The organism is Paraburkholderia sp. CI2, from assembly GCF_014201055.1.
Taxonomy (GTDB): domain Bacteria; phylum Pseudomonadota; class Gammaproteobacteria; order Burkholderiales; family Burkholderiaceae; genus Paraburkholderia; species Paraburkholderia tuberum.
This window is the reverse complement of the sequence record NZ_JACHDL010000002.1, coordinates 243,269-266,326: the sequence shown is the minus strand read 5'-3', so window position 1 is coordinate 266,326 and position 23,058 is coordinate 243,269. Positions and strand designations below refer to the sequence as shown.

General features: G+C 65.3%; 19 protein-coding genes. 9 read left to right on the top strand and 10 right to left on the bottom strand.

Annotated features, from left to right (window positions below; translation table 11 throughout):
- Positions 1-14: 14 nt before the first annotated feature.
- Together rlmB and rpiA are read left to right on the top strand one after the other, a co-directional pair.
- Entirely contained in the window at positions 15-758 is a 744-nt protein-coding gene (gene rlmB / locus HDG32_RS05025; protein ID WP_184029367.1) for a 23S rRNA (guanosine(2251)-2'-O)-methyltransferase RlmB, read from the top strand.
- Positions 759-895: 137 nt separating this feature from the next.
- Positions 896-1,591 carry a ribose-5-phosphate isomerase RpiA gene (gene rpiA / locus HDG32_RS05020; protein ID WP_184063918.1) on the top strand — a complete coding sequence of 232 codons (696 nt, stop codon included), beginning with the start codon at positions 896-898 and terminating at the stop codon, positions 1,589-1,591.
- Positions 1,592-1,640: 49 nt separating this feature from the next.
- Here the strand turns inward: rpiA and HDG32_RS36170 are convergent, their stop codons facing one another.
- Entirely contained in the window at positions 1,641-1,919 is a 279-nt protein-coding gene (locus tag HDG32_RS36170; protein ID WP_260335697.1) for a hypothetical protein, read from the bottom strand.
- Between the two features lie 311 nt (positions 1,920-2,230).
- Between HDG32_RS36170 and HDG32_RS05010 the strand changes: the two genes are divergently transcribed.
- Together HDG32_RS05010 and HDG32_RS05005 are read left to right on the top strand one after the other, a co-directional pair.
- Complete coding sequence (locus HDG32_RS05010; RefSeq protein ID WP_184063915.1) at positions 2,231-3,460, top strand: glycosyltransferase family 4 protein; 1,230 nt, start codon at positions 2,231-2,233, stop codon at positions 3,458-3,460.
- Between the two features lie 494 nt (positions 3,461-3,954).
- Positions 3,955-4,377, top strand: a complete 423-nt coding sequence (locus HDG32_RS05005; RefSeq protein WP_184063912.1) for a type II toxin-antitoxin system HigA family antitoxin — start codon at positions 3,955-3,957, stop codon at positions 4,375-4,377.
- A 276-nt stretch (positions 4,378-4,653) separates the two neighbouring features.
- On the opposite strand, the gene HDG32_RS05000 is transcribed toward HDG32_RS05005, so the two are convergent.
- From HDG32_RS05000 to HDG32_RS04970, 7 genes are all read right to left on the bottom strand, one after another.
- The gene (locus tag HDG32_RS05000) at positions 4,654-6,039 is read right to left on the bottom strand and encodes an undecaprenyl-phosphate glucose phosphotransferase (protein ID WP_184064184.1); all 1,386 of its coding nucleotides are present in this window, start codon (positions 6,037-6,039) and stop codon (positions 4,654-4,656) included.
- Between the two features lie 36 nt (positions 6,040-6,075).
- Entirely contained in the window at positions 6,076-6,810 is a 735-nt protein-coding gene (locus HDG32_RS04995; RefSeq protein ID WP_090804319.1) for a Crp/Fnr family transcriptional regulator, read from the bottom strand.
- Positions 6,811-7,439: 629 nt separating this feature from the next.
- Positions 7,440-10,127 (bottom strand): glycoside hydrolase family 2 protein, encoded by a 2,688-nt coding sequence (locus tag HDG32_RS04990; protein WP_184063909.1) that lies wholly within the window; start codon positions 10,125-10,127, stop codon positions 7,440-7,442.
- A 15-nt stretch (positions 10,128-10,142) separates the two neighbouring features.
- Positions 10,143-11,216, bottom strand: a complete 1,074-nt coding sequence (locus tag HDG32_RS04985) for a DUF1839 family protein (RefSeq protein WP_184063907.1) — start codon at positions 11,214-11,216, stop codon at positions 10,143-10,145.
- Positions 11,213-12,280, bottom strand: a complete 1,068-nt coding sequence (locus HDG32_RS04980; RefSeq protein WP_184063905.1) for an amino acid--[acyl-carrier-protein] ligase — start codon at positions 12,278-12,280, stop codon at positions 11,213-11,215. The genes HDG32_RS04985 and HDG32_RS04980 overlap by 4 nt, the downstream gene beginning before the upstream one ends.
- A complete protein-coding gene (locus tag HDG32_RS04975; RefSeq protein ID WP_184063903.1) occupies positions 12,281-13,588 on the bottom strand; it encodes an acyl-CoA dehydrogenase family protein in 1,308 nt (435 codons plus the stop codon).
- Positions 13,585-13,836, bottom strand: a complete 252-nt coding sequence (locus HDG32_RS04970; RefSeq protein WP_013089253.1) for an acyl carrier protein — start codon at positions 13,834-13,836, stop codon at positions 13,585-13,587. The genes HDG32_RS04975 and HDG32_RS04970 overlap by 4 nt, the downstream gene beginning before the upstream one ends.
- A 368-nt stretch (positions 13,837-14,204) precedes the next feature.
- Between HDG32_RS04970 and HDG32_RS04965 the strand changes: the two genes are divergently transcribed.
- The gene (locus HDG32_RS04965; RefSeq protein WP_184029325.1) at positions 14,205-14,738 is read left to right on the top strand and encodes a GNAT family N-acetyltransferase; all 534 of its coding nucleotides are present in this window, start codon (positions 14,205-14,207) and stop codon (positions 14,736-14,738) included.
- Between the two features lie 98 nt (positions 14,739-14,836).
- Here the strand turns inward: HDG32_RS04965 and HDG32_RS04960 are convergent, their stop codons facing one another.
- A complete protein-coding gene (locus tag HDG32_RS04960; RefSeq protein ID WP_184063901.1) occupies positions 14,837-16,306 on the bottom strand; it encodes an oligosaccharide flippase family protein in 1,470 nt (489 codons plus the stop codon).
- A gap of 467 nt (positions 16,307-16,773) precedes the next feature.
- Here HDG32_RS04960 and HDG32_RS04955 point away from each other — a divergent pair, with 467 nt between their 5' ends.
- The 4 genes from HDG32_RS04955 to HDG32_RS04940 all read left to right on the top strand — a co-directional run bounded on the left by HDG32_RS04955 (position 16,774) and on the right by HDG32_RS04940 (position 22,254).
- A complete protein-coding gene (locus HDG32_RS04955; protein WP_184063899.1) occupies positions 16,774-18,633 on the top strand; it encodes an alpha/beta fold hydrolase in 1,860 nt (619 codons plus the stop codon).
- Between the two features lie 136 nt (positions 18,634-18,769).
- Complete coding sequence (locus HDG32_RS04950; RefSeq protein WP_184063897.1) at positions 18,770-19,912, top strand: sugar phosphate nucleotidyltransferase; 1,143 nt, start codon at positions 18,770-18,772, stop codon at positions 19,910-19,912.
- Between the two features lie 389 nt (positions 19,913-20,301).
- Positions 20,302-21,021 carry a FadR/GntR family transcriptional regulator gene (locus HDG32_RS04945; protein WP_184063894.1) on the top strand — a complete coding sequence of 240 codons (720 nt, stop codon included), beginning with the start codon at positions 20,302-20,304 and terminating at the stop codon, positions 21,019-21,021.
- A gap of 186 nt (positions 21,022-21,207) precedes the next feature.
- Positions 21,208-22,254 (top strand): Gfo/Idh/MocA family protein, encoded by a 1,047-nt coding sequence (locus tag HDG32_RS04940; protein ID WP_221307628.1) that lies wholly within the window; start codon positions 21,208-21,210, stop codon positions 22,252-22,254.
- Between the two features lie 34 nt (positions 22,255-22,288).
- Here HDG32_RS04940 and HDG32_RS04935 read toward each other — a convergent pair whose 3' ends face one another.
- Positions 22,289-22,948: an amino acid ABC transporter permease gene (locus HDG32_RS04935; protein ID WP_184029308.1), complete on the bottom strand. Its 660-nt coding sequence runs from the start codon at positions 22,946-22,948 to the stop codon at positions 22,289-22,291.
- Positions 22,949-23,058: the final 110 nt, after the last annotated feature.

The following is a 23,058-nucleotide window of genomic DNA, read 5'->3' as shown; positions in this document are numbered from 1 at the left end:
AAGGTTGTTCAGTCATGGCACGTCATAAGGTCTTATACGGTTTCCACGCAGTGACCGCGCGTATCCGGCACGATGCGTCGACGGTCGAGGATGTCTATTACGACGCGACGCGCAAGGACCGTCGTATGACCGAATTCCTGCATGCGGCGAAGGACGCGGGCGTGCGTCTGATCGCCGCCGACGAAACGCGTCTGTGGGGCCTCGCGCGCACGGAACGTCATCAGGGCGTGGTCGCGCGCGCGGGCGATCTGCCGCTTGCGCAGAATCTCGCCGAACTGCTCGACGGCATCAGCGGCTCGCCGCTGATCCTCGTGCTCGACGGCGTGACCGATCCGCACAATCTCGGCGCCTGCCTGCGCGTCGCCGACGCGGCCGGCGCCCACGCGGTGATCGCGCCGCGCGATCGCGCGGTGGGACTGAACGCGACCGCCGCGAAAGTGGCGAGCGGCGCGGCCGACACGGTCCCGTACATCACGGTCACGAATCTGGCGCGCGCGCTGCGCGAACTGAAGGACGCGGGTGTCTGGGTGGTCGGCACGGCCGACGACGCGCAGAAGAGTGTCTACGAAACGGAACTCGACGGGCCGGTGGCGCTCGTGATGGGGGCCGAAGGCGAGGGCATGCGACGCCTGACGCGTGAAACCTGCGATGTCGTCATGAACATTCCGATGGCGGGGACGGTGGAGAGTTTGAATGTATCCGTGGCTAGCGGAGTGTGTCTGTTCGAGGCGGTGCGGCAGCGGGCGGTGAAGAAGTAGTTTTCTGTCGTCGTTCTTGTTGTTGGCCGATTGTGGGCGCCCGGAACGCGGTGGTGGTTCCGGGCGTTTTGCTTTGAGCGCCTTCTCCGCGCCACTCCGGTAAACTACGGGTTTTTCACGCCTTTTCCGCCTCTCCCATGACTCAAGACGAACTCAAGCAACTGGTCGGCCAGGCCGCCGCCGATTACGTGAATGCCAACGTGCCGCAAGGCTCGGTGATCGGCGTCGGCACGGGCTCCACCGCGAACTGCTTCATCGACGCGCTGGCCGCCACCAAATCCCGCTATCGCGGCGCGGTGTCGAGTTCGCTCGCCACCACCGCGCGTCTGCAATCGCACGGCTTCAAGGTGCTCGACCTGAATGAGATCGACTCGCTGCCGGTGTACGTCGACGGCGCCGACGAAATCGATCACAGCGGCGCGATGATCAAGGGCGGCGGCGGCGCGCTCACGCGCGAGAAGATCGTCGCGTCGGTGTCGGAAGTATTCGTCTGCATCGCGGATGCGAGCAAGGTCGTCGAGACGCTGGGCCATTTCCCGCTGCCGATCGAAGTCGTGCCGATGGCGCGCACCGCGATCGGCCGGCGCGTGACGGCGCTCGGCGGCGTGCCCGTCGTGCGTGTGACGAAAGAGGGTGTGCCGTTTATCACCGACAACGGCAACGAGATCATCGACGTGAAGGGCTTGAGCATCAGCGACCCGCGCACGCTCGAGGCGCATATCAACGCATGGCCCGGCGTCGTCACGGTCGGCCTGTTCGCGGGCCGCGGCGCGAACCTGTGCCTGCTCGGCACGGACGCCGGCGTGCAAACGATCACGTACGGCCAGAATTGAGCGAATTGCGTTTCTGTTCGCTCTGACGCGTGTGAGCCGCTCCAACGGTTCACACGCGTTTTTTGTTGCGGTCGTGCCGCACGATCCCGCTTGTACCACCCGCCGCGGCGGCAATCGCGCGCACCTGGCGGAAAATGCCTTGCACCGTGCGAAGACAATTAGCCGCCGATGTCCGCCGCGCGATGTCCGACACGCGCGCGTCGCCGATCATCCGCGCGCCAAGCGCTTCGAAGCGCACGCGCAACGGACCGTCCGACAGCAGCACCACTGCGTCGCGCGCCGTGCAGCGCACGGCGAATTCCCCCAGGGCCGAACCCGGCCCTCCCAACTGACTGCTCCGATCGCCAGACGGCACGCGAGGCACGACGGCCGTCGAGGTCGCTCGCCCGTCGCTCGCGCAGCGCTCCGATCGTAAAGGTGTGGGCTGGACTGGCGAGCAGGCGTGGGGCGATACGTCAGGCGTAGTGCACATACGAAAGCGCCGGAATGAAGCCGTGTTTTTGCAGACGCGAATGGACTCTCCGAATTACTCGCGTACTGTCGCACGTCGAATGTGGGCACGCGCACGCACGGTCAGGAACGTGGCACATACACTCTTCTCTGAGGCCAGGTGGCGATTCGTGACAGACAGGACGGGATATGAAAGTGGCGATCGTGCACGATTGGCTGGTCGCTCCCGGCGGCGCCGAGAAAGTGCTCGGGCAGATCATCGAGTGCTTTCCCGACGCCGACGTTTTCAGCGTCGTCGATTTCCTCGAAGATCGCACGCCGCTTGCCGGTAAGCCGGTCACCACGTCGTTCATTCAAGGCCTGCCGTTTGCGCGCAGCCGTTATCGCGCCTATTTGCCCTTGATGCCGTTCGCCGTCGAACGGTTCGATCTGTCGAGCTATGACCTGATCATCACCAGTTCTTGCGCAGTCGCGAAGGGCGTATTGGTCGGCCCTCATCAGACGCACATCAGTTACGTGCACTCGCTGATGCGATATGCGTGGGATCTGCAGCATCAGTATCTGCGCGAAGCGAATCTGCTGCGCGGGCCGAAGTCGTGGGCTGCGCGGGTATTGCTGCATTATCTGCGCGGCTGGGACGCGCAGTCGACGAATGGTGTCGATCGTCTGATCGCGAATTCGCAATCGGTCGCGCGGCGCATGATGAAAACCTATCGGCGCGATGCCGCGGTGATTCCGCCGCCCGTCGACGTGAACGAATTCGAACTGCGCACCGAAAAAGACGATTTCTATCTGACCGTGTCGCGGATGGTACCGCACCAACGCATCGATCTGATCGTCGAGACGTTCAACGCCACGCCGCAGCGCAAGCTGATCGCGATCGGCGACGGGCCGCAGATGGCGTCGATCCGCGCGAAGGCAGGACCGAACGTGACGGTCCTCGGCTATCAGCCATTCGGCGTACTGAAGGAGTATCTGGCGCGCGCGCGAGCCTTCGTGTGCGCCGCCGAGGAAGATTTCGGCATCGTGCCGCTCGAAGCGCAGGCCTGCGGCACGCCGGTCATTGCGTTCGCCAGGGGCGGGGCGCTCGAAACGGTAGTGCCGGTCGGCGACCCGCACCCGACCGGCGTTTTCTTCGCGCGTCAGACGGCGGTGTCAATGCTCGACGCGATCGACCGCTTCGAGCGGTTGAGCGCATACATCACGCCGGCGGCCTGTCGCGCGAATGCCGAGCGGTTTTCGGCTCAGGTGTTCCGGCGGGCGTTCATGGCCGAGGTCACGCGCACGATTGCGGCGGTCGCTCAGGGTCTGCCGGCGATGGAACTGGGGGAGCAGGTGAGGTGGGCGCAGCCCGATCTCGCGACCCGGGAACTCGGCATCGCCAGCGACACGGCGCCGAAAAGCAGGTGGAGGCAATGAGGTAAGGGTCTTTCGCTGTTCTCGCCTCGTGGAGTTTTCGATAGGAGAGAAAGAGGTTTTCGTCGTCATGCAGTGATTTCGCAACGGGCAGTAACGAGCCGTTCTGACCAACGCGTCCGGGCGGCTCTTGGTGTGGGCGCGTCCGCTTCGCGCTTTGTGTCGGCAGCGCGTATCGCGTATCGCGCGATAGGCGCCGCGCGTGCAAGGCCAGCCGCGGCGGGCCGTCGTCAAGCAAGCAGTATTGGACTTCAAAAAACGACATCGGGGTGCGCGCCACGCGCTGTGGGCGAGATATTCGCCGGCGCGGCATGCCTCGCGTGGCCATAACGACCTGAAGCAGACGTTCGCTATCGTGATCGCTGAATTTCCTCACTGCGAAGTTCGCCGTGCCGGCAATTCGGCGTGTCACGGCGATTCACTACAACAGGCAGTCGTCATTCGCGCGTCACCGATTAACGCGCCGACGGCTTTTGGACGAGGACGAATTTAAACTCATGAATGCCGATCGCCTTCCGGGACCCTTTCCCGACATCTCCGCAACGTGGGCTGCGCTGAAGAGCCAGTTGCCGATCACGCCGATTCGCACCGAAGAGGATTATCACCAGATGGTCCGAGTCGCCAATTCGCTGTCCGATCATCTCAGCGGCAACGACAACGATCCGCTCGCCGATCTGCACGCGATCGTGACGGAACTGGTCGGTCACTGGCAAGCGCGCAACCTGACGATGCCAAAAGCGGAGCCGCGCGAGGTCCTGCGCCATCTGCTGATCACGCATGGTCTCAAGCAGAAGGATCTGGCCGGCATCGCGTCGCCGACTGTGGTCAGCGATATTCTCGCGGGGCGCCGCGCGATCAGCAAGAAAGTCGCCAAGGCGCTCGCGGTACGGTTTCAGACCGATGTCAGCGCGTTCCTGTAGAGGCGGTGTCGCGCGGCGGACCCGTCCATGACGTGCTCCGTCGCGACGGCTCATCTTGCGTCAACCACGGCAGCTGTCGATCGGGCCGCCGGCGTTGGCGCTTCTATTCGCAGCGGCGTGTACGCGTTGTTGCCCGGTTGGGTGTTTTTCTCGAATGGAACGCAGGCGCATTCCGGCGATCCTTCAGCGCACCGCCTTCAGTACCCGCACTTCGCATGCGCCGCAGTGCCGGCACGATGACCGACACTCCCGGATGCGATTCCCTCGATGGCGTGGTCAGAACGCGTTGCGGCCGACAAAGCCCTTGAAAATCGTGATGAAGACGATCTTCATGTCGAACCAGAACGACCAGTTCTGGATATAGAAGAGATCGAACTTCACGCGCGCTTCCATCTTCTCGACCTTGGTGGTCGCGCCGCGATAGCCGTTGACCTGGGCCCAGCCGGTGATGCCGGGCTTGATGCGGTAACGGTGCATGTAGCCGTATACCTGGTCCTTGTACAGATCATCGTGTTCGACCGCATGCGGACGCGGACCCACCACCGACATCTGACCGAGCAGCACGTTCAGAAACTGCGGCAGCTCGTCGAGACTCGTGCGGCGCATGAAGCTGCCGAGCTTCGTCACGCGCAAGTCGTTGCGGGTCGCCTGCGTGATCTGGCCGCGCTCTTCCTCGTGCACGGTCATCGAGCGGAACTTGTAGATGCCGAACGGCTGGCCGTCGACGCCCTTGCGGATCTGCCGGAAAAACACCGGTCCCGGCGAGGTGAGCTTGATGCCGATCGCGAGGACGGCGAACACCGGTGCGAGCACGATGAGCGCGAGCACGGCGAACAGGCGGTCGAACATCAGCTTGGGCCACATCTGCGGCGACGAGAATGGCGTCGCGCTCAGATTCAGCGTCGGCAAACCGACGACATCGACGATCGCATGATTGAACAGCGACAGACTGCGCACGTCGGGAATGAAGCGCAGATTGACGAAGTCGTGTCTGAAGGTGCGCGTGAAGCGGTAGATCGTGTGTTCCTCGGAAAGCGGCAACGCGAGCCACACTTCGTTCACGCGGTCATTGCGTACCTTCGTCGCGAACGCTTCCAGATCCGTCAGCACGGGTAGGCGGGTCAGACGCGCGCCATACGCGTCGTGGCCTTGCACGCTGGTGTCGAACACGCACACCGGTTTGAAGCCCGCTTGCGGCGCATGCTCGAGATGCGCGAGCAGCGTGCGCGCAAACCCCGGTGCGCCGACGAGCGCGACGGTTCGCGCGTTCATGCCGCGGCGACGTACGAAGCGCAGCACCATGTGCATGATGCAGCGTGTCGCGATGATCAACGCGCCGGAGATCAGCGTCGAGTAGCCGAGCCACAGGCGCGACACCGCATCCGTCCGATGCAGCGTGAACGCGAGCAGGAGCGCGGTCGCGACCACCATGAGCCACGCGGCGGCGATTCGCGCGAGCACCGGCGCGAGCGCCTTGCCGCGCCACGTCTCATAGACCCCGAAGCCCGGAAACAGCAACAGAACCAGCACACACTTGAACGCGATCAGAAGACGCTCGGTATCGGCGAGCGCGATCGGTGCGGAAAAGCGCATCCAGTGGGCGAGCAGACCGCCTGCAATCACGAACAGTGCGTCGAGACATCGAGCAGTAATCCTGAACATCGGAAAATCGACCCCGGTCATCGAGCCGCGTGCCGCTTATTCGACGGTCTCGGCCTGGCGCAGTCGCGGCAGCAGGCGATCGAATTCGCGTTTCACGAGGCCGTAGCATTCGCACGCGCGGGCTTCGAGGCCCTTGCGGTCGAGCACCTTGATATGACCGCGGCTATGATGAATCAGGCCTTCGTCGTGCAGCTTGCCGGCCGCTTCGGTGATGCCTTCGCGGCGCACGCCGAGCATGTCGGCAATCAGCTGCTGCGTGACGTTCAGATCGTTCGACGCCACGCGGTCCACCTCGATCAGCAGCCAGCGGCACAGTTGCTTGTTGAGCGCGTGATGGCGATTGCACGCGGCGGTCTGCGCGACCTGGGTCAGAAGAGCGTGCATATACAGCAGCATCAGGCGGCGCAGAAAGTCGGACCGCGCGAACTGCTGCTTGAGCGCCTGTGCGCTCATCCGGTAGGCGAAGCCCGCGCATTGCACCTGTACGCGGTTGGGCATGGTTTCGCCGCCCGTGAGGACCGGCACGCCGGTCATGCCTTCGCGGCCGACCGCGGCGATCTCGACGGAGCTGCCGTCTTCCATCGTCGAGAGCATCGAGATGATCGCGGTGGTGGGGAAATACACATGATGGATCCGTTGACCCGAGTCGCATAGCAGTTGCTCGGTGCGCAGATGAACCAGTTCGAGGTGGGGAGCTAGTGCCTGCCATTCGTGCGACGGCATTGCGCCCAGCAGATGGTTACCGTGCAAATCGGATTGAAGCGTCAACATGATCGGTCCTCGCATGAAAGTCGCGCCTCGCGCGACTCTCTCCGTTTATTTGATCCGATGCCCGCATCCCCGGGAGTGGGCTGCCCGGCGAGCAGCCTGGATGAACAGCATCGGCCCCGTTTTAGGCCTGTCTGCCACCGCCTCTGTTGTTGCGCTCGTGTGCGGTGGCACTCTGTTGCGTAGAGGTAGTAGCGAGGACCGTGCCAACGTTAGGGAAAACGCCTGCTGATGCGGCGCAGCGAAGAAACCCGGAGCGCGTCGGGAGAGTAAAAGCGGCTTTTTGTTTCAGTTCTGCACACCCCCGCCGGACGGGGAATGCATCGTATGAAAGCTTTGGGTTTGGGCGAATCCCTTGATATCAAAGGCTTCACAACCAAAAACGGGGGTGCTGTCGAAGTTGTCTCAGATTTGAACCTGGCGCCGCATGCACGTTTTGAAGCGCTCCTCGTGAAGTGCCGGAAATGATTCAGAAGTGTTAAATGGAGTGCGTGCGCTGTCGCACGTAAGGCCTTTCAAAGCAGGCAACAGTTGCGTTCGAGCCAACAGTGAGCGAGCCGGGCAGACAGTTCGAGACCTGCGAAACGAGCTTTGGGGCGCTTCGCGTCCGTGCGACTAGTTCGGAATGACCACTAGCCGTAGAAGATGGCGGATAGCGCATTGATCGCGCGGACTTCCCCCTGGGGTGCCCCGCATGTTTCATCCACTTTAAAGGCCGCGTTTGATGCGGGAGCAACGAGTTCTTGCGGCGACGCCGCGAAGGCGCTCGGCAGCGGTTCGAGCGCATGCAGCGGCACGATACAGCGCCGGTTCGGCGCGAGATGGAACCAGTCGCGCGCCGCGCGATAACGGGGGTCAACGATATGAACGAAGCGCGCAAAGCGCTTCGTTTCGATCGCAAGCTGCCAGCCGCTGCGCTCGCCACGACGTTCGACCTCGACGGTCATACCGAGGTCATCACGCGCGTGCACGCTACGCTCGGGCAGATGAAACGCTTCGGACACGATCTCGCCACTCGCGGCATCGTAGAGCGTTGCAATCGTGACATCGTGCGCGCGTGGGCCGAAGCGGTACGCATGCGTGAAATCGAAGAACTGGCCCAGATGCGCGGCCGCACTGATGCGTTGCAGGCTGCGCGGGGCAAGCGTCAGCGCGCGTCGCGCGGAGGTGACCTTCACGCTGCCGTCGCGCAAACAGACCAGCTCGAGTTCGCCGCAAAACGTTTGCGCGCGCTCGTTGATCAGATGAATATCGAGGCCGTTCAGGCCTTCGTCGGTGAGCGTGATCTGCAACGGCTGCAGTGTCTGCGCGAAGCCGTGCAGCGCGCTTTTCGGCCGTCCCGTCGCGTCGATCACGCCCCAGCCCGCGCCCGCGCGCAGATCCTGCAACTGCCACACGAGGCCGCCGCCGCACGACGAGCCCGCGCGCCGCCACTCGGCGAACACGTCGCCGATCAGCTCGGCAACCACCGCGCGCGACAGATCCAGATAACGCACCGCATCTTCATAGCGCAAGCGCGCCGGCTCGACGCCGTAAAGCGCCTGCAAATAATGATCGCGCACGTCGTCGAAATCCCAGCCTGCGCCAGGATCGCGCGGCACGGCGGCTTTCCAGCGCGGATCGTGCGTGTGGATCGTGCCGAGCGCGTCGTGCAGCGTCGCCTCGTCGGGGACGTTGGCGAATGCCAGGCATTCGGCCGCGAAGCGCACCTGCGCGCGGCGCACGTCGGCAAGCGGGCGCTGATACGCGCCGACGCCGTAGTAATGCGTGACGCCCTCGTTAGTCGAAAACGGCCACGCGCCGCCCGATGGCGAATTGCTGACATAGGGCACGTCCTCGCGATCGCGCGCGACGAGCGCGGGCAGCAGCTCGGTAAACAACGCTTGCGCTCGCTGCGCCGCGGGCAGTCCGAACATCGCCGCCTGCTGGTCGACCTCGCTGCCGCCGCACAGCACCGCGAGCGAGGCAAAGCGACGCGTGCGGCTCAGGAACTGGCTCGCTTCGCGCTCGATCAATGCGCTGAACGCGGCATCGTTCGGGTAGTCGAAATTCGCCAGCGCGAAGTCCTGCCAGATCAACAGGCCGTACTCGTCGGCGAGCGCATAAAACAGATCGGACTCATAGAGCATCGTACCGCCGACGCGCAGCATGTTCATGCCGGCGGCGCGCGCGAGCTCGAACGTATGGCGCAATTGCGTTTCGGTGCCTGCTAGCGTGACGAGATCGGCGCTGGTCCAGCACGCGCCGCGACAGAATACGGGCACTTCGTTCACGCGCAAGGCGAAACCCGCAGCATCGGCGCCGCGGTCCACTTCGATACGACGAAAGCCGATCGAGCCCAGAGACTGAGAGATCACGTTGCCGTCGACGAGCTGCAACGTCAGAGGATATAAAGTGGGCTCTCCATGCGTATGCGGCCACCAGCGTTTCGCGTGGGGCACGCGCACGTCGCCGGTGAGTGTATATGCATCGTGCCATTGCAAAGACGAAACATGGTCGCCGCAGGAAAGTGTCGCGCGGCAGGCCGCGACGTCGTGGGGGCGTACGAAACGTAAAGTCAACGAAACAACCCCATCCTCTTGCTCGAGCCGGCTGGTCAGATCAACCGTGTCGAATGCGTGCGGCGCGTCGCCGAGCATTTCGATCGGACGCCACGGGCCGACCGTCTGAATCGACGGACACCAGCCGGGCATATGGCCGAGCAGCGTGGTGCGCACGCTGCGAAGCGTCGGCGGCGACACGAGCCGCGGCCGCCAGCGCGCACGCGAGCGTTTGGCCGCCAACGCTGGCGTCAGTGAGCGAAAGCACAGCACGAGCGTCGCGCGGCCGTCCAGGTCGATATCCAGATCATGGGCGACGAACATCGATGCCGAATCGAGCCGCTTCACATCGTCGAGCCACACTTGCGCGAGCGTCGCGAGTCCATGAAAACGCAAGCGGCGCCGCCCCGTACCGATCAGCGTGACGCGATACCAGTGATCGTCAAATGCGAGCGGTGGCGGGTGATCGACATCGAGCAGACCGGCGGCGAGCCGCGCGCTCGCGACGGTGCCGGGCACCTGCGCGGCGAGCCAGCCTTGCGCGGGCAGATCGGCCGGCGACGCATAGGCGTGCGGCGGGGTGCTCAGACAGGCCCAGCCGGTGTCGAGCCGTTGCGGCCATAGCGAGGGCGCGGCGCGGGCAGTGCCTGCATCATGCGCTTGCGCGATCGCGCCGGTCGCGCGCGCACGGCCAGCATCGCCCTCGTCAGCGGGCGGATCGAGGGTCGACACATCCACGGTCAATTCCCGGAAAAACCGCGCGGCACGAAGTGCGCGCAACAACGCATCACCGTATTAGCGCACCAGAGCGGCCAGCGGTGGCAGCGTTTTTTCATAAGCGCTTTCAAGCACGTCGAAGCAGTCTTCGCAGGTATCGCGACGGCCCCGCGCGATCGCGCGAATGAGCCGGAACTGCATCACCATCGACTCCGACGCGATGCGTTGCGCGGCGGCCGGTATCGTCGGCGGGATCTCGAAGCCTTGCGCGAACAGCCACTGCAGATACTTCGACAGGAACTCGAAGTTCGCGCCGAGCTGCCGCATCAGATTGAACGAGTACAGATGGAAGTACGCCTCGTCGCGCTCGAACAGCGTATCGAGATGCGCGGGAAACGCGGCACGCCATTGCGAAATCGGATTGGTCAACGGACGCCGTTCCAGATGCGCGCACAGCAGTTCCGCCGACGCCTCCGCGAGCGCGGTGCCTTCGAGCGCGGGCCGCGCCTGCTTGGCGAACTCGACGTAGGGAAACAGCAGATCGGGCTGCGCGGTGAAATGCGGCAGCTTGCGAAACACGCCGTCGTAGTCGTCGCCCTCGAGCCGGTGGTAGCCGGTGTTGTGGAAATAGCCGAGGCGGCGCGCGGCGGTATCGACGAAGTCGATGCCGATCGTGGTCTTCGGATGCTCGCGGCGATACGAGGTCGCGCGCGTATCGGGGAGGTAGTAGCCGTCGACCTCGACGAGCACGGTGTGGCCGCGCAGCGTCTGCGCGAGCACGCGTTCTTCGAGCGAGTCGTAGATCGCGAGCTCCTGCACCTGGGTGCCATACAGACGTTCGAGATCGTCGAGCGGAAATTTGAAGAACGTGAACTGATCGCCTTCGAAATCCTGCGTGACCGTGAACGCGAGCGCCGCGCGCGGATCGAGCCCGAAGCCGTGCAGCAGCTCGATCCACAGATCGACATAGCAGTTGGTCTCCTGCCACACGCGTTCGCCCTGATGCAGCGCGTGCGCTACGTGCTCGCGCAACTGCGTGCCGGCACCGGGCAACGCGTGGGTCTGCTGATGCGTTGGCAGATCGCCTGCGCGTCGCGGCAGCGACGAGTTGGCGAGCGCGGCGGCAAGCGCCGAAGTCGGCGATGGATTCATGCGCGCTCCTCGGCGACGGTCGCCGTTGGCGTCGCTCGCGTTGCCTGCAGCGCATCCGCGACGCGGGTCTCGGTATCGCCCCACAGCAGCGCGCGCACGTCGTCGGGCCACGCGTCGACGTCGAGCCCATGATGACGGAACAGCGCGAGCGTGATGCGTTCCATGCCGAAGCCGACACAGCCCGTATGCGCGGTCGCGCCGTCTTCGCAGGCGATCTTCCAGATCGCGCCGAAGTGGTCCATGTGATAGTTGAACGACAGGCAGGCCGTCTTGCCGCGCGGATCGGCGACCGCGATCAGCAACTCGAACTTGAGCGCCTGCGCGCGCTGACTATCGGCGACGATCTTGCCGCCGCGGCCGAAGAACGGATCGTTCGCGAGATCGACTTCGACCGGCAAGCCTAGCAGCTTCACAAGCAGCGAGCCGCGCTCGATCCACATCTGCCGGAACGCCATCACCTGCTCGGGGCTGCCGAGACGCACGTATTCCCGTTGACGGAACATCTGCATGCGGCCCGGATCGAGCGACGGCTCATGACGGAAGCAGTACGACAGCACGTCGACGGTGCGGCCGTCGGCGGGCAGTGCGCCGCGCCGCGCCATCACCGGATAGATCGGATAGCAGGCGGCCGGCGTCAGCACGACGCGCGTCGGTTTCTGTTGCGCGAGCCACGCGTCGCCGCGGTCGTCGTCGCTGTCGGCCATCGCATCGTCGAGCGCGCGCAGCAGACGGTGGTGGCCCATGTCGTCGCCGCAAAACGAATGGATGGTGCCCGCGAGATTCGGAAAGCTCTTCAGGTATTCGCTATCCTCGAAGTCGGTGCGGCGCATCGCGGGCGGAAAACGCAATACTTCGGCTTGCTGATCTTTACCCAGTTGCGTAATCACGAGGTTCAGCCGGTCGATCACGTCCTCGAAAACCTGGCTGCGGCCATACAGTCCGTTTTCGCCGGTATCGATCAGCAGGCCGGCGGCCAGCATCTCGTCGCGCAGCGTGAGCGAAGGCCCCACGTCCGCGGCGGCGGCGGCCGCGGCGATAGCGGCGGTATCGGTCATCAGCTTCATTCAGGGTCTCCCCGGCGCGGCAGGACGTTGCGCGAGCAGCAGACTCGCGGTGTTCTGCGCGATACGGTCGTTATTGATCATCAAGGGCGCCGAGTGCAGGTCGCGCAGATGGCGGCCGACGCTATAGGGCGTGCCGTTCTTGTAGCCCGCCATGCCGCAGATCATCAGCACTTCCTGTACGACCTGCAGCGCGGTGGTCGAAATGCTGGTCTTCAGCGTGTTCATGTCCGACGCGAAACCGAGCATCGCCGCGAGCGGGGCGTCCGCCGGGGTCGCGCCCTCGCGTGCCTGATGCGCGGCGCGCGCGGCTTCCAGCGCGACCGATAGACGCGCCTGCATCATCTGCAGCAGCCCGACCGCTTCGGCGAGCCGCAGGCCCGCCGGCGGCATCGTGCCGGGCTTCGCGCGCGCCTGCGCGCGGAAGAACGCTTTCGCGCGATTGACCGCGTCGACGGCGATGCCGGTCCATACCGACGCCCACAGCGTGTGCGACACGGGCAGCATGGTCTGATCGGCGATGTCGGCGAACGGCGTCGCGAGGATCTGTTCGGCCAGTCCCGTCGCGACGAGCCGGAAGCCCTCGCTGCAGGTGCCGCGCATGCCCATCGCGTCCCAGCCGCCACGCCGCTCGAGCTGCGTATCGGCGCGCAGCGCGACGATCAGCACCTGGTCGGACGCGGCCGCGTCGGCGGTGCGCCGCGCGGTCACGAGGATGCCGTCGGCGTGCGCGCCGTACGAGATCGTCGGGGCGAGCTTTTCGATCCGAAAACGCGCGCCATCGAGCTCCACCGAGCACGCGCTCGTGCGCATGTTGCCGCCGATCGTCTCTTCCGACGTCGCCGACGCGAGCAGCCATTGCTGCTCGGCCAGTTGTGCAAGCAGGCTCGCTTGCCAGGCGGAGGCGCCGCGATGAGAGTCGATGCACGCGACCTGGATCTGATGCATCGCATAGATCATCGCGGTCGATGCGCAGCCCTGCGCGAGCGTTTCGCAGATCGCACCGATATCGGCAAGCGACAGGCCCGCGCCGCCGAAAGCGGTCGGCACCATCGCCGACAGCAAACGCTCGGCCTTGAGCGCGTCGAACGCCTCGACCGGAAAGCGCGCCTCGCGGTCCACGGCGTCCGCGTACTGCGAGGCGATCGCCGCGCAACGATGCGCTGCAGCACGCCATTCGGGACCGGTATCGAGCGCGCTCAGCGCCCCGATGGCAGCGCCCTGGCCGTCGCCGGTCCGGGCGTCGGTAGTCGAGTTCGAGGCCGCCCCGCAGGCCGCTGCGGCGGCCTGACCCAGCAGCGGCGCACTCATGCCGCCGCCTTGGCCTGCTGCAACTCCGTCATCGCGGCGGCCATCGAGTCGATGCTCGAGAACAGGCGGCGCGTCAGCATACGGTCAGGAATTTCGACGTTGAATTCGTCTTCCATGGCAAGCATCAGATGCACGGTCGCGAGCGATGAGAGTCCGGCAGCATAGAGGTCGGCGTCGTCGGCGAGGCTTTCCACCGGGACATCCAGGCGTGCGGATTCAGAAAGGATGCGTCTCAATGCAGTTTTCATGCAGTGCTCCCCTTATGGTCAAAGGTCTGCCGATGGGTGCCGAGGTCGAATGACGTCGGCACCTGATTTGCGTGTGCAGGTTCGTGCGGTGCGAAGACCGCGGCGTGCGTTCGCGATGGTGCAGTGCGGTGTTGCAGGCGGGCCTGCGTGATGCCATCCGCGCTACCGGGCGAACGTGGCAAGGCTGCGCTTCGTTGGCTCGTATTTAAGATTCGTCAACCCCGAGCGTCAGTGCGATGGCGCACGGAAGCACATCTTTCGCGCACGTTACCGTGTAGTCGATGATGAGGGACCGTCATGGATCGGCCCGCCGTCGCGCACGGCAGGCATCGCCGGACCCGCCGAAAATTTTGACAGCCGGGGGCGTGATGAACTGGAAAACGCTGGAGTTCGATCAGCTATCTGCACGTGAGTTGTATGTCGTGCTGCGTGCGCGCAGTGCGGTATTCGTCGTCGAGCAGTCGCATGTATGCCTCGACGCGGACGGTCGCGACGAGCAGGCCTTGCATGTGTTCGCGGTCGAAGACATGGCGCGGCCGATGCCGGTGCTCGCCTATGCGCGGGTGCAGCCCGGCGATTCCGAAGATCCGGAAGTGACGATCGACAAGGTGCTGACGAGTCCGCTGCGGCGCGGCGACGGCACCGCCGAGATGCTGATCGAGCGTGTGCTCGAAGCGGTCGCCCAACGCTGGCCGGGCCGCGCCACGCGCGTGAGCGCACCGCTTGGCTTGCGCGGGTTCTACGAGCAGTTCGGCTTTCGCAAGACGGAGGGACCGTACCTCGAACACGGTATGCCGTTCATCGGTCTCACGCGTCAGGTGCGCGGCGCTCAGGCGCGCTTCGGTCTGAGGCGCCGCGAGCGCGACGGCGCATCGTTCGTCAATACGTTCGAACTGTTGTGATGCCGCGTCGGCTGGGTACGTGTTTTCAGCCTTGGCATTCAGGTCCGCCGACCGTGAACCAGCGGTGGACCGGCGCCATTGATTGCGCGCGCCGGGACTCAGCCTTGTGCCCGTCCGGACGACGGCGCGCAACGCAGCCAGAGCCTGTAAAGCGCGTCGCGCAACTCGCTCGACCCGCGCAGCGACATGCCGAAGTTCGCCGCGCTCAACGCGAGCGCGACGACGATCGCCAGCAGCAACCCGCTGATCGAATCCGCGAGCGCGAGCGCGACGAGCAGAAACGCGAGATGCGCGAGCATGTTGCGCACGATCGTCCATGCATGCAGCCGTGAGAACGCGAGCAGCACCGAGTAATCGAGCAGCGCCTTCAGCACGACGACGACCGCCGCGCCCATGATGCCGAACCAGTGGATGCCGCACCACAACGCGCCGGTAAAGAACGGCAACTGAAGCCAGCTGACGCTCGCCACTGCCACGGGATGGGTCTGCGCCTGCAACAGGCTGCCGAGGATGCTCGACTGGCCGCTCAGCCACACGCCGAGAATCAGCACGCTCGCGACCGGCGCCGCGGCGGCGAGCTGCGGTCCGAGCCACAGCAGCAAAAACGGCTTCAGGGCGAACAGCGCGATGATCACGCATGGCGTAAATGCTCCATTGAGAAACGCGAGCGCGTTGTGCGCGAGCGCATCCGCATCCTCGCGCGACGCCGCCGACAGTCGCGGAAACAGGGTGCGCACCATCGCGAGCGGCAGCAGGTTCAATCGATTGATCAGGTTTTGCGGCGTCGCGTAGTAAGTGACGAAGCGCGCGCCGAGCAGTCCGCCGATGAACACGCGGTCGAGCGTCGAGGCGATCATGTTGGCGCCGGAAAACATCAGCAGCCAGCGGCCGTTGCGGAACAGCCCGATCATCAAGCGCCATTGCGGCATCCGCATACGGCGAATGCCGAGCGCGCGAATGGCGGCCACGCCCAGCATCAGGCCGCCGACGAAACGCGCGATCACGGCGGCTGGAATCGCGATCGCGAGTGACGGCGAAAAGCAGAGGACCGCCGCGATCGGCAGCAACTGGAACAGCGCGGTGCCGAGCGTCTGGTTGATGTTGTAGCTCGTGAAGCACTCGACGCCGGTAATCGCGCCCGCGAACACCCAGGTCACGTTCGCGATCGGCACAGCGAGCGCGATCCACGGCAGGCTCGCCATCACTTCATGCTGGAACGTCGGCTCGATTTTCACGCCGTAGGTGATGTAGACGATGGCTGCGGCATAAATCAGCGCGCCGCCGATGATGCCGGTACCGAGATTCATGAACCACGCACTCCAGAAGATCGGTTCGATCGAATCGTCGCTGGCCGCGCGAGCTTTGGCGATCTGGTTTTCGGTCGCCAGACTGGTGCCCAGATCGAGGACGCTGAAGTAGCCGATCAGCGCCCACACCAGATTGATCACCCCGTAACGCTCGGCGCCCAGCAGATGAATGTAGGTGGGCACGGTCACGAGGGAAACGAAGGTCGGCGCGACGGCGCCGGCAAAGTTGATGAAGATGTTCCTGACGATGCTTCGTTCCATGTTCCATTGCCGGGCCGGTGAGAAGGGCCGCGCGGAAACACGCGGCGGCATCAACTTTTCGCAGGTCTTGCATCTTGCCCCCGGGCGCCGCGTGACTGTGTGGGTGGCCGTACAGATAGCCGCGATCGGGAGGGGGTTAAATGGCAAAGGTCATAGGGTAGCGCGGTGGTCGGCCCGAGCCGGCCGCGCGCACCGCATTGCGGAGCATTCCTAAGCGCGCCCGCGCCGTCTCCATCACGTAATGCTCGCGGCACGCTGCACGCAGTCGCGGGCATCGACCATAGCGCATGACCGACGCGATCCGCCGCGCGTCGGTCCACGTGCGGGGCATGCTGCACTGCACAGCACGCTCATCGACACACGCCAGCGCAGCGCGATTCGGAACCCAAACTAATGTGGCGCGACGCACATATGCGCGAGAGCACCTTTGTTGTAATCATTTGAAAAGGAAGAGTAAGGAGCGGACCGTGAGACCCATCGTCTTTGACGGCAAATTCGGCTGGTTGCATCCAGCCAACGGCCCGGATGGCGTTGTGATGTGTTCCCCGTTTGGCTACGACACGCTGTGCACGTATCGCGGCATGCGCCGGCTCGCCGAGCGCCTCGCCGCGCGCGGCATGCCGGTGCTGCGCTTCGACTACCCGGCGACCGGCGATTCAGCCGGCGACCCGACCGACGCCGGCCTGTGGCGCGCATGGATCGACAGCGTGAAGCAGGCGGTCGCGCAACTGCGCGAGGCGACCGGCGTCGAGCGTGTCAGCGTGTGCGGTCTGCGTCTCGGCGGCATGCTGGCCGCGCTTGCCGCGCAGGAACTTGGGGATGTGCACGGTCTCGTGCTGATGTCGCCGGTGCTGTCGGGCAAGACTTACCAGCGCGAATTGCGCGCGCATTACCGGCAGTGGTTGAACGATCCGGCCGCGATGGATTGCGTGGTCGAGCCCGATACCGACGAGTTCGTCGAAGCGTATGGCTTTCGCATGTTTCGCGACACGCTGCAAAGCCTGCTCGCGGCGGATCTGTATCGCGAGACGAGCCGGCCGGCCGCGCGCGTGCTGCTGCTCGATTCACTGAACCCGGCGCGCGCCGGTGCGCTCGCCGCGCATTACAGCGAACATGGTGTCGAACTCGAGCGGCACCCGTTCGACGAATACAGCCGCTTCATGATGGAACCGCTCGAAAGCGAAATACCGCACGCCGCGTTCGAAACCATCGAGAACTGGCTGCTGGCGGGGAGCGCGCAAACGGCCCAAACGGCCCAAACGGTGGCGCGCGTGCCCGAGCGAGGCGAAGAGCCGGCGGGCGGCCACTATGTCGCGCCGAGGCTGCACGAGACGCCGGTGTGGCTGAACGAGGGCAAGGTGTTCGGCATCTACTGCCGGCCCGACGGCGCCGCGGCGGCGCGCGCCCCGGCGGTGCTGCTGCTCAATACCGGCGCGGTGTCGCGGATCGGCAATGGGCGTTTCGGCGTACATTTCGCGCGGCGTCTCGCACGCCAGGGGATCGCGTCGCTGCGCATCGACGTCCGAGGTGTCGGCGACAGCATGCCGTCGTGCGACACGTTGAGCCTCGACGCGCTGTACTCTCAGTCGAGTGCCGGCGACGCCGCGTACGCGGCGCGCTGGCTTGCCGCGCGCGGTCATGCGGGCGCGCTGCTGCTCGGCATCTGCTCGGGCGCCTACACCGGCCTGCATGCGGCGACGCGCGAAGCGGCGGTGGTGGGCGCGGTGATCGTCAACGTGCAGAAGTTCAGATGGCATAACGTCTGCGACGAACACGGCAAGCCGATGATCCCGGTGTCCGCGTTCGGCTCGACGCGCAACTACATGCGCTCGATGAAGCAGCCGGGCAAATGGCTGCGCGTGCTCAAGGGCGAGACGGGCGGCTGGGGCCTCGTGCGCGAGCTGGTGGTACGCCAGCTCGCGCGGACCGGCGAAACGCTGGCCGACCGGATCGAGCAACTGTGTGGCCTCGAATTCGGCGCGCGTGACGAGCGGCATCTGTTCGCGAACCTCGAAGCACGGGGCGTCGACACGCACCTGGTGTTCGGTGTGCTGGACGAAGGCGTCGAGGAGCTCGAGCGCTACTTCGGCGTGCGCGGCGCGCGGCTCGCGCGCTTCACGCGCATTCACGTGGCCTTCTGCAAGCACACCGATCACGCGATCCTGTCGTCGGTGGCGCAGGAAAACATCATGTCGTACGTCGAGAACGTCTATCGCGGCGGCTTCGCGAAGCTGCGTCAGCCCGACAGCGCGGCGCTCGACGGCGAGCTGCACAGGCACGATGAACATCGCGCCGCGGGGGCGTTGCGTCCGTTCGGAGAAGCATAGGGAGCACGCGGACAGACAGGGCCGCCCAGGCCGCAGTGTGTGTCGCGCGCATACGACTGAACGCGCGTGCGACCACGAGGCACTTGCTGGCGTCATGCCGGCCCGTGAACAGGATCTGGATTCGACAGGATCGCAAATGAATCGAATGGTAGAACCAGGTAATCCGCTCGCGCCGCAGGCTGGGACCGCCGCCGCGCTGCGCGAACTGACCGTGCAACCGGTGATTCTCGCGAGCGGCTCCGGTGCGAGGCTGTGGCCGCTGTCGCGCGAACGCAATCCGAAGCAGCGGATCGGGCTGATGGGCGACCAGTCGCTGCTCGAAGCGACGCTGCGCCGGCTCGACGACGCGTTCGTCCCGGCCGCGCCCGACGCGGCCCGCACCACGCCGCCCGCCGCGCCGCTGGTGGTCTGCTGCGAGGAACTGCGGCTGCCGACGCTCGAGCGCGTCGAGCAGTACCGCAAGCCGGTGCGCATACTGCTCGAACCGATGGCGCGCAACACCGCTCCGGCGCTGACCGTCGCGGCGCTCGCCGCGCGCGCGTCGGCCGCGGCCGGCGACGATCCGATCCTGGTCGCGCTGCCCGCCGATCATCCGATCGTCGATCAAGCGGCGTTCGGCGCGGCGCTCAACGAAGCGCTCGCGCATGCTTCGCGGGACGCGATCGTCACGCTCGGCGTGCCGCCGCAGCGCGCGGCGACCGGCTACAGCTATATCCGCACCGCCGCGGCCTTGGGAAACCGGGGCGCGCGGACGATCGAGCGCTTCGTCGAGAAGCCCGATGCCGAGCTGGCCGAGCGCTACTTCGCGTCGGGCGAGTACTGGTGGAACAGCGGCATGTTCGTGGTGCGCGCGTCGGTGTGGCTCGACGCGATCGGCCTGTGCCGTCCGCTGATCGCGGCGGCCTGCAAGGACGCATTCGCAGGCGCGAGCATCGACGATGCCGGCGCGCTGCATCTCGCGCGCGACGCGTTCGCCGCGTGTCCGTCCGACTCAGTCGACTATGCGGTGATGGAGCGCATGGGCAGCGACGCGCGTCTCGTCGGCGTGACGGTGCCGCTCGACGCGGGCTGGTCGGACCTCGGCGCCTGGGACTCGGTATGGGACGCGTCGAGCAAGGACGGCGACGAGCGCTTCCTGCTGTCGGAGAATCAGTCGACGTTGATTCCGCTGGGCGTCAGGCATCGGCTCGAAAATGCTGGCAAGCCGCCGCTGGAAATCATCGAGGTGCATTCGGACGGCGATCCCGGCGAAGACGACATCGTGCGCTTGCACGGCTGATGGACACCGAGCTGTTCGGCGTCAGCGCGGCGCGGAACCACCTGCGCCGCTTGCGCTTCGCACGACATCTTTGTTCGCCGGAATACGCAGGCGTCCGACCACGTCCGTGCAAATCAGACAATTTCATCACGCCAACGTGCGAATGCGCACAAATCAATCCCCGCAACGCAGGCACGCTTGACGAGCGAGCTTTGTGCCTGACGAAACAGATGGCGTTACACGAACGAAACAAATCTTCAGAGGGATAACCCTGTCAGGAAGTGTCCCAGCTGGCGCATCCGTTTCGAAGCTAGCAACGTATCGGAAAACGATTCTATTGGCATAACAGATACGTACGGGCCCTTCAATCAACAGGCCACGCGGGGTCAACACCGCTTCGGGGATATGTCATGGAACACGCAAACAAGGATCGCTCGTTGGTGAGCAAAGTCATGGACGGGCTCGTCAGCGGCATCGTCGAGGAAAAATACGGCGCGATTCTGCCGCCGCAGGATGTGTTGTCGAAGGAATTCGATGTGAGCCGCACCGTGATGCGCGAGGCGCTATCGATGCTGCTCGCGCGCGACATGCTCGACGTGCGGCCGAAGATCGGCACGCGCATCCGGCCGATGAGCGACTGGCGCATGATCGACGAGGACGTCGTCAATTGGCGTTTCCGCGCAAAGCCCGATCCGATGTTTCTGCGTGACGTGATCGAGTTTCGCATCCTGATCGAACCGCGCGCGGCGGCGCAGGCGGCCGCGCGCGGCAGTGCCGCGGAAGTCGCGGCGATTCGCGAGGCGTTCGAGGCGTTTCGCATGATCCGTCCGGGCGAGGCCGGCTATCAGGAAGCCGACGAGCTGTTCCATACGCGCATCGTGATCGCGAGCGGCAACCAGTTCTTCAAGCAGATGGCGGCGATCATTCGCGGCGCGCTGTCGACCCTCAATCCGATCGTGCACGACCGGGAAGGGCTGTGGGAGAGTGCGATCGCATCGCATCAGCGCGTCATCGAAGCGATCGAGCGGCGCGATCCGAAGGAGGCCGAGATCGCTGCGCTCGCGATGATCGATTACGCGGCCGAGGAGGTCGGCGGGCGGTTTTCCTCGGAGCCGCCGGCGCGGGTTTGAGCGTGATTGCGAGCGCGGGCAGAGCGTATCTGTGAACGTCCGGCCGCGGGAGCGGCGGGGTGGGGTGTCGAAGGTCGGTGCACGGCAGTGATGCCGCATGGTTCGATTGGCCGGGTTCGCCGCGTTCGCAAGCGGCATCGGTGACAATAGCGGCTGTTCCGAGCCGCATGGACCTTTGCACACACGATGACAGATACGACAGCGGCACCACACGCAGCCAGCACCCAACCGACCGATCGGGCAGCGCAGGACACCACTTCATCGCGCGAGATCCGCTGGGGGATCGTCGGCACCGGCCGGATTGCGCGCCGCTTCGCGCAAGGGCTCGCGTTCGTGCCGCGGACGCGGCTCGCGGCGCTGTGGTCGCGTCGCGTGGAACCGGCCCAGGCGTTCGCCGATGAATTCGGCGGCGCCGTCTGCGACCGTTTCGACACTCTGCTCGCGAGCGGCATCGACGCGCTCTATATCGCGACGCTGCAGGACAGTCACGCCGACTATGCGATCGCCGCGTTGCAAGCGGGGCTGCACGTGCTGTGCGAGAAACCCGCGTGTATCAATCGTCCGCAGCTCGAGCGCGTGCTCGACACCGCGCGCGCTTCGCAACGGCTCTTCATGGAAGCGATGAAGCCGCCGTTCTATCCGCTCTACAGCAGGTTGCGCGAGCACCTCGCGGCCGAGCCGATCGGCGAGGTCGGGCTCGTGCGCGCGGGCTGCTCGGTGCCGGGCGTGCCGGCCGATCATCCGTCGCTGTCGTTCGAGCATGCGGGCGGCGCGCTGCTCGATATCGGCATCTACGAGATGTTTCTCGCGGTCGACTGGCTCGGCGCGCCACGCGACGTGCAGACCTTCGGCCGGCTTGGCGCGACCGGCGTCGATACGTTCGCGAGTCTGAACAGCCAGCACGAGCGCGGTGGTATCGCGCAGCTATTCTGCGGGCTCGATCTGCATGGCAAGGGCGATGCGCTGCTGATGGCCCAAGGCGGTCACGTGACGCTGCACGAGCCGTGGTGGAACCCGTCGCGCGCGACGATCCGTTACGCGGATGGCCGCGTCGTCGAACTCGACGAACCGTTCGAAGGCGGCGGCTTGAACTACGAGACCGCGCACTTTTGCGAGCTGATCCGCGCGGGTGTGCTGGAGAGTCCGCTGATGCCGCACGACACGTCGCGACAGATGATCGCGATGGCCGACGCGGCGCGCGCGGCGTTGGGGCTCAAGTTCGCTGGGGAATGAGCCGCTGGGGGCAACGAAAAGGAGCGGGCGGCGCTCAGTGCCGCGTCGGCAGCGACAGCCGCCGCTCGTACCAGCGCTGCGCCCACTCGAGCACCTGACACAGCACCCAGTACACGGCCGCGGCCGCAAGATAAAGCGGCAGCGGCTGGTAGGTCGACGCAATGATTTCCTGCGCGCTGCGCAGCAACTCGGTCACCGTGATGACGGACACGAGCGAGGTGTCCTTGATCAGGCTGATCAGGCTGTTCGACAGACTCGGCACCGCGATGCGCAGCGCCTGCGGCGCGATCACGTAGCGCAGCGTCTGACGCCGCGACAGCCCGAGGCTGTACGAGGCGAGCCACTGGCCCTGGTGGATGCCCAGAATCGCGCCGCGCATGCTCTCGGACAGATACGCGGCGACGTTCGCCGACAGCGCGATCACGCCGGCCGGCGTCGGATCGAGCGAAATGCCGAAGCTCGGCAGACCGTAATAAATCACGAAGATCTGCACGAGCAGCGGCGTGCCGCGCATCACGCTCACATAGACGCGCGCGATCCAGTTCAGCGGACGGCTGTGGCTGATGCCCATCAGCGCGAGCATGGCGCCGCCGATCAGGCCGAAGATCATCGACAGGATCGCGAACTTGATCGTCAGCAGCGCGCCTTGTGCGAGCACCGGCAGCGATTGGAGCAGCAGGGATGTGATGGACATGGGCATTGTTCTTATTGACGCACAAAGCGCACATCATAAACTTTGGCGCGCGTTCAGGCGCGGGTCGCGCGATGCGGCTTGGGGTATACGCGACGCGCGGCTCGGCTCCC